Here is an 11,455-nt window from a genome sequence, read left to right on the forward strand (position 1 = left end):
CGTGGTTGCTCGCGCAGTTCCCCGCGCCCCTGAGATGCGCACTTCGTGCGCCATCTCATCGGGGAGGCTGCGCGCAGCGCATGCCTCAGGGGCGCGGGGAACTGCGCGACCGGCCACGACGCGAGCCGCACCCGGCCGACGACGTCACCGCAACCCGTGTCTCCGGGCCACCATCCGCTCGGAAACCCCCCGCGGCAGCACCCGCCGCAGAGCGAAAGCGACCGGCGCGTTGCTCCCCACCGCGTACAACGGCCGAGGCCGCCCGGCCTCCACGGCGGTGACGACCTTGGCCGCGACCTTCTCGGCCGAGATCCCGTTCGCCTCATTGCGGTTGAGCGCGGCGAGCATGGTGTCGTAGGCGGCGCGGAACGGCGAGTCCTCCGCCACGTACTGGGTGCGCCGCTCGCTGATCCCGGTGGCGATCGCCCCGGGCTCGACGGCCGTGACCCCGACCCCGTACGGCGCGTACTCCCGCCGCGCGGCCAGCGCGAACCCCTTGATCGCGGCCTTCGACGCGACGTACGACGACCGGTACGCGAGCGGGAAGCTGGCCAGCATCGAACCGACCATCACCACCCGCCCGTACCCCCGCTCCCGCATCCCGGGCAGCAGCAGCTGACTGAGCCGCACGGCCCCGAACACGTTCAGCTGGAACAGCCGCCGCACGGCGTCCATCGGCAGCTCCTCGAAGGGGCCGCTCTGCGATTCACCGGCGTTGTTGACGAGGACGTCCACCTCCCCGGCGGCGGCCGCGCACGCCTCGACGCTCGCCTCGTCGGAGAGGTCGAGCGGAAGATAAGTCACCCCGGCCAGCGGAGAGTTGACCTTCTCGGGGTTCCGGCTCGTGCCGTACACCCGGTACCCGCGCGCGACCAGCGCCGCCGCGACGGCCGCCCCGATCCCCGACGAAGCGCCCGTCACGAGCGCCGTGCGCGTCACGCCAGGCTCCGGGCCAGCGCCCGCCCGGCGGCCCGCCCGGAGAAGATGCAGCCGCCGAGGAAGGTGCCCTCCAGGGCGTTGTAGCCGTGCACGCCGCCGCCGCCGAACCCGGCGACCTCCCCGGCCGCGTACAGCCCCTCGAAGACGGAGCCGTCCCCGCGCACGACCTGCGAGTCGAGGTTGGTCTCCAGGCCGCCCAGCGTCTTGCGGGTCAGCACGTGCAGGCGTACGGCGATCAGCGGGCCCTGCGCCGGGTCGAGCAGCCGGTGCGGCTTGGCGACGCGCGTGATGCGGTCGGGCAGGTACGAGCGGGCGTTGCGGACGGCCATGAGCTGGAGGTCCTTGCTGTACCCGTTCTGGATCTCGCGGTCGCGGGCGACGATCTCCCGCTCGACCTGCTCGTAGTCGACGGGGGTGTCCGGCGTCAGCTCGTTCATGCCCGCGACCAGGTCCTTCAGGTTCCTGCGGACGACGAAGTCCTCGCCCTTGTCCAGGAACGCCTGGACCGGGCCCGGCGCGCCCTTCTTCACCCGCTGGAGCACCAGCTTCATGTCCTTGCCGGTGATGTCGGGGTTCTGCTCGCTGCCGGAGAGCGCGAACTCCTTCTCGACGATGGCCCGGGTGAGGACGAACCACGTGTGGTCGTGGCCGCTCGCGGTGATGTGCTTCAGCGTGGCGAGCGTGTCGTGCCCGGGGAACAGCGGTGCGGGCAGCCGCTTGCCGGTGGCGTCCAGCCACAGCGACGACGGGCCCGGAATGATCCGGATGCCGTGGCCGGGCCAGATCGGGTCCCAGTTCTTCAGGCCCTCGGTGTAGTGCCACATGCGGTCACGGTTGACGACGGAGGCCCCGGCGTCCTCGGTGATCCCGATCATCCGCCCGTCGACGTACGCGGGTACGCCCGTCACCATCGACGCGGGCGCCGGGCCGACCCGGTCGGACGGCCAGTTCTTGCGGACCAGGTCGTGGTTGCCGCCGATGCCGCCGGAGGTGACGACGACCGCCTTGGCGCGCAGTTCGAAGTCGCCGACGGTCTCGCGGGACGAGGCGACGCCGCGCGGCTCGTCCGAGGGGGCGAGCAGGGAACCGCGGACGCCGACGGCCGCGCCGTCCTCGACGATCAACTCGTCCACCCGGTGGCGGTAGTTGAAGGTGACGAGGCCGCGCTCGGCCGCCTCCAGGACCGGCTCCCGGAACACCCGCACCACCTCGGGGCCCGTGCCCCAGGTGAGGTGGAAGCGGGGCACCGAGTTGCCGTGCCCGGTCGCGGTGCCGGAGCCGCGCTCGGCCCAGCCGACGTTCGGGGTGACCTTCAGGCCGAGCCCGTAGAGGTAGTCGCGCTTCTCCCCGGCCGCGAACCGCACGTACGCCTCGGCCCACTTGCGCGGCCACCGGTCCTCGGTCTCCCGGTCGAAGCCGGCCGATCCCATCCAGTCGGCGAGGGCCAGTTCGTAGGAGTCCTTGATGCCCATCCGCCGCTGCTCGGGGCTGTCGACGAGGAAGAGACCGCCGAGCGACCAGAAGGCCTGGCCGCCCAGATTGGCGGCGTTCTCCTGGTCGACGAGCACGACGCGCTTGCCGGCGCGGGTCAGTTCGTACGTGGCGACGAGCCCGGCGAGCCCGGCTCCCACCACGATGACGTCGGCGACATCGGCGTTGGTGTCACTCATGCGCTCTCCAAGGGGGTGCTGTAGGCGGTCAGTACGTTCATGAACAGGGCGTGCCTGCGGTCCCGTACGGCTGCGTCGTCGGGCTGCAGCAGCACCTGCACGGCGGTTCCGTCGTGCACGGCGACCAGCGCGTCCCCCAGGGCCCGCCGGTCGGTGACCCGCCGTCCCAGCTGCTCCAGGGCGGCCACGAGCACCGGCAGCACGGCCTCCCGGATGGCCTCCTCGCGGGCGGCCATCACGCGCCGCAGGCCGGGATTGCGCAGCGCGTGCGCCGTGAACTCGGCGGTGATCCGGTACCAGGCGTCGTCCACGGGGGTCGCGTCGACGGCCGCGCGGACGGCCGCCTCGGGGTCGTCCGGGTCGGTCTCCAGGCGGCCGAGCGCGGCCCGCACATCGTCGAGCATCCGCGCCGACCGCTCCTCCCACAAGGCGAGGAACAGCTCATCGAGGGACGAGAAATTGGAGTAGAACGCGCCGCGTGTGAACCCGGCCCGCTCACAGACCTGTTCGACCGTGGAGCGGCCGAAGCCCTCTTCGGCGAACACGTCGAACGCGGCCTCCAGCAGCCGCTGCCGCGTGCGCGCACGCCGCTTCGTCACTGTGCCGGGCACGGGCACCTCGCCACCTCGCTCGGAGCGCTCGACCCGTGGACGGGTCGCGAACCACAAATGGATACAGGAACGTATTCGATACGTTCCTGTATCCACAAGGGTCGGCCGCCCGCGAGGGCCGTCACCGTCAGGCGAAGATCTCCACGAACGACCACACGGCGAGCCCGAGCATGCAGATGCCGCCCACGCGCTGCACGGTCTTCAGCGGCACGCGCTTGGCGATGAACCGGCCCGCGATCAGCGCGAGTCCGGAGACCGAGATCAGCGCGACGAACGAGCCGATGGCGGTCGACCACGTGCCGTTGGTGGCGGCCAGGTTGGCGGTGGTGATCTGGGTCAGGTCGCCCCACTCACCGATGAACACGGCCATGAAGGCGGTGCCGAACACCGGCCAGAACCCGGTGACGGTCTTCGGGCCGGTCTCGTCGCCGTCCTCTTCGTCGTCCCCGCCGCGCAGCAGCATGAAGGCGCCGAACAGGAACATCAGGCCGGAGACCAGCTTCACGATCCAGCCGGGGAGCAGACCGAGCAGCGAACCGGCGCCGACCGCGATGGCGACGTGCACGGCGAACGCCGCGGAGGTGCCGAACCACACGTAGATCGGCTTCATCCGGGTGCCCATGGCCAGGGAGGCGAACATGGTCTTGTCCGGGAGTTCGGCGAGGAAGATCAGACCGAAGGCGGTGATGATCGCCACGGGATCGAGATGCATCGGGGGTCTCTCTGTACGAGCCGCAGCCGGACCCGTGAACCCACCCGCTGCGGGGGACCACTCGACCCGGCGACGGCGTAAACGGATTCGGATACGCGTCAGCCTGGTCGAAGGTCTCGCCCACCCGGCCGTGTCGGCGCGGGCCCGGCCACCGGGAACCCGGGGGTTCCAGTGTGTCGACGACCGGTTCGCGGGGCTACTCCCCTTCGCTTGCTCCCACCAGGGTACATGCGGCCGCAGGGCCTCGCAGTGCCCCGGATCACTCCCCGCCGCGCGCGGCCAGCACGCAGAACTCGTTGCCGTCGGGGTCGGCGAGCACCACCCAGGGCTGCTCGCCCTGCCCGATGTCGACCCGCCGCGCGCCGAGCGCCTCCAGGCGGGCCACCTCGGCGGCCTGGTCCACGGGCCGGAAGTCGAGGTGCAGCCGGCCCCGGTGCCGGGTGACCTCGTCGGCGCGGACGAAGTCGATGCCCGGGGTCCGGTCCGCCTCCGGACGGATCTCGAACTCGTCGTCGGACGTGTACGCCACGACCCAGCCGAGCGCCTCGGCCCACCACCGGCCCAGCGTCGCCGGGTCCGCCGCGTGCACGACCACTTGTTCCCAGTTCAAGGTCATTCGCGGAGTGTAGGACCGGCCCGCTCGACCGGCCCGGCGAACCGGCCCGTCGGACCGCCCCATTAAAAGGAACTGGCATTCGGGCTTTCGGTCTAGGATCTCGTCGGTCGGCCAGGGGGGCCGAATTCTTTCAGGGGCTTTGGGGGGACACACCCATGGGTGTCATCGCAGGTGCTGTCGTGGTGGTGCTGGTCGTGGTGCTGGTGTGGTGGGTCGTACGGACCTACAACCGGCTCGTCCGGCTGCGCAACCAGACACAGGCGTCGTGGGCGCAGATCGATGTGCAGCTGAAGCGGCGGCACGAGCTGATCCCGAATCTGGTCGAGGGCGCGCGTGGGTACGCCGCCCACGAGAAGGCCACCTTCGAGGCGGTCACCGCCGCGCGCGGGGCGGCCGTCAGCGGTGACCTCGGGGTCACCGACAAGGCCGCCGCCGAGGACGCGCTCACCGCGACGCTCGGCAGGCTCTTCGCGCTCGGCGAGAGCTACCCCGAGCTGAAGGCGGACCACCACTTCGCCACCGTGCAGGCCGAGTTGAGGTCGGCGGAGGACAAGATCGCGTACGCGCGGCAGTTCTACAACAGCGCCGTGCAGAGCTACCACACCGCCCTGGAGAGCTTCCCGGGCAACGTCGTGTCGGGCTTCGGCGGCGGGCACACGCGCCGTGAGTACTTCGAGGCCGCGGGGGCGCCGCAGGACGTGGTCCAGGTGCGCTTCTGATGAGTCACCTGAGTCACATGGAACAGCTCTACTGGGGCGGCGCCGCCCTGATCGTGCTCTGGCTGGCCCTCTTCGGCCTCTCGCTGTTCGCCACCCGCAACGGCACGGTCGTCCCGGGCCCCGCGACCCAGGAGTTCGGGCCCGACCCGGAGCCCCCGGCCGTGGTCAGCTTCCTCGGCGACAACTGGCGCGGCGTCGGGTCCGCCGCCGCGGCCACCCTGCTCGACCTGGCCGCCCGCGGCCTCATCGAGCTGCGCCAGCCCGGCGACGACCCGGTCGCCAGCACCGTGCACGTCACCGACGAGGGCCGGGCCGCGCAGGACCTGCTGCCCTACGAGCGGCGCGTCCTGGAGCGCGTGATCAGCCGCACCACCGAGGGCGGCGCCCCCATCGGGGCGATCGCCTTCCGCGACGCCAAGCGCGCCGCCGCCTTCAACGCCGAACTGCGCAAGGACATCGTCGCCGAGGCCCGGCTGCGCGGCCTGTCCCGCTCCCGGTTCGCGTCGTGGCTGGCCGGCGGGCTGATGCTGCTCGCCTGCGTGCCCGGCGTGCTGTTCGGCCTGGCCGCGCTGATGGGCCACCACGGCGTCCGCGCCGCGTTCGTCGTCTGCGTGCTCCCGGCGTCCGCGATGTTCTGGCTGCTCGCCAAGGTGCTGGGCGAGCGCGCGACCCCGCGCGGCCTGGAGCGCGCCGGACACTGGGCCGGGCTGCGCTCCTGGCTGGCCGCGCACGAGGACTTCGCCCGGCTGCCGCCCGCCGCCGTCGCCGTCTGGGACCGCTATCTCGCGTACGGGACCGCGCTCGGCGTCACCAGTCTGGCCGGCCGCCTCCTCGGCTTCGACGCCGGTGACCGGCGCCGCGTCTGGTCCAGTTACGGCGGCACCTGGCGCGCGGTGCGGATCCGCTACCCCCGGCTGCTGCCCGGCTTCGGCGCCTCGAAGGGCCGACTCCTCCAGCTGGCCGGCGCCGCCGCGCTGGTCGCCGCGGCCCTGATCGCCTTCGGAGTGCTCCGCCAGCCCGACTGGACGATCGCGGCCGACGCGCACGACGGCGGCACCCTGCGCCGCCCCGGCCTGATCCTCAGCGCGGGCTGGGTGGTCAGCCTGCTGCTCGGCGTCATCGCGGCCGGGAAGTTCAGCCGTTGGACGCTGCTCCTGGCGTTCCTCGCGACGATGCCCGGCAACTTCGCGAGCGGCACCCACGGCTGGTTCCACGACGCGGCGGCCCAGGACGGGCCGGTCGGCGTCGAGTGGGCGGCGATCGTGGTCTTCGGCGCGCTGGCCGCGTATTTCGTGGTCCTGGCCTGCCTGGAACTGCGCGCGCCCGACACGATCACCGGCGAGGTGCTGCGGGTCGAGTGGCGCAAGGACCGCAAGGCCGCGCGCTTCCTCGCGCTGGACGAGGGCACCACGGCCCTCACCACGGCCTGGGCCCTGCCCGCGACGTCCCGCGGCATCGCGACCGGCGCCCAGGTCCGCCTGACGGTCTCCCGCGGCACCCGGACCATCCGCTCGGCGGAACTGATCCGGGCCGCGCTGTGGGAGGGCGACCGGGCGGAGTCGTCCGCGCCTTCCCCTGCGCCGGCCGACTCCTAGCAGCCCGCCGACCGCCGCCCCCCAGGGCAGGCTGATGCCGGGCGGCCCGGCGGTCTGCGCCAGGGCTCAGCCGGCGGGACTCGACCTGACGGACTGACCGGCCGTCTGACCCGGCCGGCTGGAGTAGGGCAGGAGCGCCATCTCGCGGGCGTTCTTGACGGCGGCGGCGATCAGGCGCTGCTGCTGCGCGGTGACCCGGGTGATGCGGCGGCTGCGGATCTTGCCCCGGTCGGAGAGGAACCGCCGGAGCAGATCGGTGTCCTTGTAGTCGACGTACGTGACGTCGGGGGCGAGCAGCGGACGGGAGCGGGGCTTCGGGGACTTGCGGGCGGTGGCGGTCCGTCGGGACATGGGGCTTCCTTACGAGATGGGGGCGGGCGGCCGGGCGGTACGCCTCAGGCGTCGAGGAACGGCGCGAAGGACGCCGGGAGGTGCCGCCAGCCCTCCGGTCCCGCCGCGTACTCGGCGTCGGTGAGCAGGCAGGAGTCGAGGAGCCGCTCGATGCCGCCGGGGTCGAGGCCGGGGGAGGTGAAGACGAGGTGCTGGCAGCGGTCCCCGTGCTCGGGGTGCCAGTCGAGGGCGGCGGCCGCGCGCCGCACCGGCGGCATCAGCTCCCAGCCCGCGTCGGGCAGCGCGGCCATCCACGGTCCCGCGTTCTCCACGCACAGCGCGCCGCCCGCGCAGTCCCAGGCGAGCAGGCTGTCGGTCCGGTCGGCGAGCCAGAACCGGCCCCGGCTGCGCGCGGCGGCGCAGCAGAGGTCCTCGAGCGCCTCGAAGAGCCGTTCGGGATGGAAGGGCCGGGTCTGGTGCCAGACCAGCGTGGTCACGCCCGACTCGTCCGCCTCCTGGGGCAGCAGCGCGGAGGCCGGATGCTGGGCCGAGGCGGCCGCCTCCACGTCGAACCCGGCGAAGGCCAGCGCCGCGAGTTCGCCCGACGCCGCGTCGACCCGGCGGGCGGTGGGGTGCAGCTGGGTGAGCAGCGCGTGGTCCTGCTCGTCCGCCTCCGGGTCGTCGACCAGGGCGAGCACGGGCGCGTACTCCAGCTGCCGGGCGAAGGTGTCGGCGACCGTGCGCCGGTCCGTCGCGGCGGCGGCGAGTCCGGCCTCGGCGAGGTCGTCGCCGTTGCCGAGATAGGGCAGGACGAGGGCCGGGGAGACCGCGGTGATCACGTTGGTGAGCACCAGTTCGTCGCCGCTGTGGGCCGCGAGGATCTCGGCCATGGCCTTCGGTTCGACCGAGTCCCACAGCTCGACGACCGCGAGCCGGGTCGTGCCGTCGCCGGCCAGCCGGTCCAGCTCCGGTACGAGGTCCTCGCGCAGGGCGCAGCAGGCGCAGTCGTTGACGAGGGGCGCGTCACCCGTGGTCAGGACGCCGGAGGCGTCGGTGATGCGCCGGCGCACGGTCCCCTCCGCGGCGGTGGCGAGGTCGTGGTGCAGCGCGACGCTCCCGGGAACCGCCCTCAGCAGACGCCCGACGACGGATCGGCGGGCGTCGGCGTGCAGTCCGCCGACGATGACGACCGGCAGTGCTTCGTTGCGAGTCATGGGGCTACTATATGGGAATGGTTTCCATTATCAATAAGGGTGCGTCCCGAGAGAGGCAGGTCACTCCGTGTCCGCTCACTGCCAACTGACCGGCGCCCGGCCGGGATTCGGCAACAACATCTCCCACTCCCACCGGCGCACCTCCCGCCGCTTCGACCCGAACATCCAGCGCAAGCGCTACTGGCTGCCCGGTGAAGGGCGTTACGTACGCCTGACGTTGAGCGCCCGCGGCATCAAGACCGTCGACGTCATCGGTGTGGAGGCCGCCGTCGCCCGCATCCGCGCCCGGGGAGGAAAGGTCTGATGGCCAAGCAGAGCAAGATCGCGAAGAACGAGAAGCGCAAGGCCGTCGTCGCGCGGTACGCGTCCCGGCGCGCGGAGCTGAAGGAGATCGTCCGCCGCCCGTCCTCGACGCCCGCCGAACGCGCCGCGGCCCAGGCCGAACTGAGCCGCCAGCCCCGCGACGCGAGCCCCACCCGCGTCCGCAACCGCGACAGCGTGGACGGCCGCCCCCGAGGGCATCTGCGCAAGTTCGGGCTGTCCCGGGTGCGCGTGCGCGAACAGGCGCACGCGGGATTCCTGCCCGGGGTCACCAAGTCGTCCTGGTAGCAGGGGAGCGGGCGGCCCCTGCCTTCCCGCCACGGTGCGGAGACGGCCCGGCCGCGACCGCCCGCCGCCGGGGTCCTCGGGGGCGGGCATACTGCCGCTATGGGCACTGACTCCGTGGACGGACCGTCCGCTTCCGGCGACGGCGCACCGTCCGAGGACTCGCGCGGGCAGGCTGCCGACGCACGCGATCGGGCCGCCGACGAGCGGGAGCGCATCGCCGATGCCCGTGAGGCGGCGGCCGATGAGCGGGAGGCCGTCGCGGATGCCCGTGAAGCGGCGGCCGATGAGCGGGAGGCCGTCGCGAACGAGTGGCAGGACCGGCTCGCCGCCTGGGAGAAGCACTTGGACCTCCGGCGCCGACGAGCGGGAGAGCCGGCTCCGACCATGCGGGAGCGGGCCGACGAACAGATCGCCCGGTCCCACCGGCTGCTGGCCTCCAGCCAGGAGCGGCTGGAACGCAGCGAAGCGGCACTGCGCCGCTCGGAGCGGCTGGACCTGGGGGAGCAGGAGGCGATCAGCCGGGAGATCCGCGCCACCCTCGCACAGTCGGTGACGCGGGCCCCGGCGGCCCTCCAGGTCCTGCGCACACGCGCCGACCGGCTCCGGAAGCAGGCCACCCTGGCGGCCGAGGCGCTGGCACAGTCCGAGGACGCCCTGGCCCGCGAGCTCGAACGACGGGGCCGGGTCCAGCAGGCCACCACGCATCAGCACCGCGCCGACCGGGCCCGCGCCGCGGCCGTCGAGGTACGCGGCCCCGAGAAGGCCGAGAGTTCCGAGAACGGCAACGGGAACTCCGCGCGTTCCCACTGACCCGTACGGCATCGGCCGCCGACGCCCGACGTGCGGGTCGTACGTCCGATCGGCGGAATCCGTGCGGCCCGGCGGGGGAGTCGCGGCGGATCCACGTGCCGGATTGCTACTGCTTCAGCACCGCGTTCCCTGCCTCGTTGGCGTGAACGGACCAATCCGAACGGGTCGGCAGGACGGATTCACGGCATGGACCACGACGCACCACACCAGCCGCCGCGCGGCATCAAGCGCCTGTCGCTCGGCGCGCTGAGCGGACTGCTCGCCGGATATGCGGCGATCGCCGTGGCGGAACTGGTCTCGGCCGCGGTGCGGCCCGAGTCCGGTCCCGTCATCGCGGTCGGCGGCGCGGCGATCGACCGCACCCCGCCGGCCGTCAAGGACTGGGCGATCCGGAACTTCGGCACCAACGACAAACTCGTCCTGCAACTCGGCATCCTGGCCGTCCTCACCGTGCTCGCCCTCGTGCTCGGGGCGCTGGCCACGCGCTGGCGGCTGCCCGGTTCGCTGGGTGTGCTCGCGTTCGGCGTGGTCGGGGCGCTGGCCGCCACCGGCCGACCGGACTCCACCAGCGTCGCCGACGCCCTGCCCTCGGTGGCCGGCGCGGTCGTGGGCGCCGGGCTGCTGTACTGGCTGACCGGACGGCTCGGGCACCCGGAGCGGTCCCGGGAACCGGACGCCGCGCCCGCGGAGGCCGACCGTGCGGACACCGGGTGGGACCGGCGCGGGTTCATCCTCGCCGCGACCGCGGCGGCCGCCGCCTCCACCGGCGCCGGGCTCGCGGGCCGGGCGCTGAACAGCTCCCAGGGACAGGGCGCCGTCGCCTCCCGCAAGGGCATCGTGATCCCCGCCCCGTCGTCGGCCGCGGCCCCCGTGCCGAAGGGCGCCGCCCTGCGGATCAAGGGCATCAGCCCCTACATGACGCCCAACGGCGACTTCTACCGCGTCGACACCGCCCTGGTCGTGCCCAAGGTCGACGCCACCACCTGGAAGCTGCGCATCCACGGCAAGGGCGTCGACCGCGAACTGACCCTGTCCTTCGCCGACTTGCTGAAGATGCCGCTGATCGAGCGGAACATCACCCTCACCTGTGTCTCCAACGAGGTCGGCGGCCCCTACGTCGGCAACGCCCGCTGGATCGGCGTCCGCCTCGCCGACGTACTGAAGCGGTGCGGCGTGAAGCCCCCGTCGAAGGGCGGCCCCGCCGACCAGCTCGTAGCCCGTTCCGTCGACGGCATGACCATCGGCAGCCCGGTCGAGGACGTCATGGACGGCCGCGACGCGCTGCTCGCCCTCGGCATGAACGGCCAGCCCCTGCCCTTCGAGCACGGCTTCCCCGTCCGCATGGTCGTGCCCGGCCTCTACGGCTACGTATCGGCCTGCAAATGGATCCAGGACATCGAGCTGACCACCTTCGACTCCTACGACTCCTACTGGGTCAAGCGCGACTGGGCCCAGCAGGCCCCCATCAAGACCGAGTCGCGCATCGACACCCCCAAACCCTTCGGCCGCCCGAAATCCGGCACGGTCATGGTCGGCGGGGTGGCCTGGGCCCAGCACCGCGGCATCGACAAGGTCGAGATCCGCGTCGACGACGGCCCCTGGGAAGAAGCCCGGCTCGCCACCGAGGACA

13 protein-coding genes are annotated in these 11,455 nt (G+C 72.8%); 6 read left to right on the plus strand and 7 right to left on the minus strand.

Annotated features, from left to right (window positions below):
- Positions 1–144: 144 nt before the first annotated feature.
- From ABZ930_RS33660 to ABZ930_RS33680, 5 genes are all read right to left on the minus strand, one after another.
- Entirely contained in the window at positions 145–939 is a 795-nt protein-coding gene (locus tag ABZ930_RS33660) for an SDR family oxidoreductase (RefSeq protein WP_361556540.1), read from the minus strand.
- Positions 936–2,609: an FAD-binding dehydrogenase gene (locus ABZ930_RS33665; protein WP_361556543.1), complete on the minus strand. Its 1,674-nt coding sequence runs from the start codon at positions 2,607–2,609 to the stop codon at positions 936–938. Before ABZ930_RS33665 ends, ABZ930_RS33660 begins: the two co-directional genes overlap by 4 nt.
- On the minus strand, positions 2,606–3,220 hold the full coding sequence (locus tag ABZ930_RS33670; protein ID WP_361556546.1) for a TetR/AcrR family transcriptional regulator: 615 nt from the start codon (positions 3,218–3,220) through the stop codon (positions 2,606–2,608). The genes ABZ930_RS33665 and ABZ930_RS33670 overlap by 4 nt, the downstream gene beginning before the upstream one ends.
- A 127-nt stretch (positions 3,221–3,347) precedes the next feature.
- The gene (locus tag ABZ930_RS33675) at positions 3,348–3,932 is read right to left on the minus strand and encodes a TMEM165/GDT1 family protein (protein ID WP_361556549.1); all 585 of its coding nucleotides are present in this window, start codon (positions 3,930–3,932) and stop codon (positions 3,348–3,350) included.
- A 259-nt stretch (positions 3,933–4,191) separates the two neighbouring features.
- A complete protein-coding gene (locus ABZ930_RS33680; protein ID WP_361556552.1) occupies positions 4,192–4,548 on the minus strand; it encodes a VOC family protein in 357 nt (118 codons plus the stop codon).
- 155 nt (positions 4,549–4,703) lie between these two features.
- On the opposite strand from ABZ930_RS33680, the gene ABZ930_RS33685 reads away from it, so the two are divergent.
- Positions 4,704–5,267 carry a LemA family protein gene (locus ABZ930_RS33685; RefSeq protein ID WP_361556555.1) on the plus strand — a complete coding sequence of 188 codons (564 nt, stop codon included), beginning with the start codon at positions 4,704–4,706 and terminating at the stop codon, positions 5,265–5,267.
- Complete coding sequence (locus ABZ930_RS33690; RefSeq protein WP_361556558.1) at positions 5,267–6,862, plus strand: hypothetical protein; 1,596 nt, start codon at positions 5,267–5,269, stop codon at positions 6,860–6,862. The genes ABZ930_RS33685 and ABZ930_RS33690 overlap by 1 nt, the downstream gene beginning before the upstream one ends.
- Positions 6,863–6,928: 66 nt before the next feature.
- Here ABZ930_RS33690 and rpsR read toward each other — a convergent pair whose 3' ends face one another.
- Positions 6,929–7,213, minus strand: coding sequence for a 30S ribosomal protein S18 (gene rpsR / locus ABZ930_RS33695; protein ID WP_361556561.1), 285 nt, complete (start codon positions 7,211–7,213; stop codon positions 6,929–6,931).
- A gap of 44 nt (positions 7,214–7,257) precedes the next feature.
- Complete coding sequence (locus tag ABZ930_RS33700) at positions 7,258–8,406, minus strand: GTP-binding protein (RefSeq protein ID WP_361556564.1); 1,149 nt, start codon at positions 8,404–8,406, stop codon at positions 7,258–7,260.
- 67 nt (positions 8,407–8,473) lie between these two features.
- Between ABZ930_RS33700 and rpmB the strand changes: the two genes are divergently transcribed.
- The 4 genes from rpmB to ABZ930_RS33720 form a co-directional block, all read left to right on the plus strand.
- Positions 8,474–8,710, plus strand: coding sequence for a 50S ribosomal protein L28 (gene rpmB / locus ABZ930_RS33705; RefSeq protein WP_361556567.1), 237 nt, complete (start codon positions 8,474–8,476; stop codon positions 8,708–8,710).
- Positions 8,710–9,015 (plus strand): 30S ribosomal protein S14, encoded by a 306-nt coding sequence (rpsN, locus tag ABZ930_RS33710; protein ID WP_361556570.1) that lies wholly within the window; start codon positions 8,710–8,712, stop codon positions 9,013–9,015. Before rpmB ends, rpsN begins: the two co-directional genes overlap by 1 nt.
- 99 nt (positions 9,016–9,114) lie before the next feature.
- Positions 9,115–9,825: a hypothetical protein gene (locus tag ABZ930_RS33715; protein WP_361556573.1), complete on the plus strand. Its 711-nt coding sequence runs from the start codon at positions 9,115–9,117 to the stop codon at positions 9,823–9,825.
- A 186-nt stretch (positions 9,826–10,011) separates the two neighbouring features.
- Positions 10,012–11,455, plus strand: a 1,444-nt coding sequence (locus ABZ930_RS33720) for a molybdopterin-dependent oxidoreductase (protein ID WP_361556576.1), incomplete at its 3' end; no start/stop codon positions are given.

The organism is Streptomyces sp. NPDC046716 (genome assembly GCF_040645755.1).
Taxonomy (GTDB): domain Bacteria; phylum Actinomycetota; class Actinomycetes; order Streptomycetales; family Streptomycetaceae; genus Streptomyces.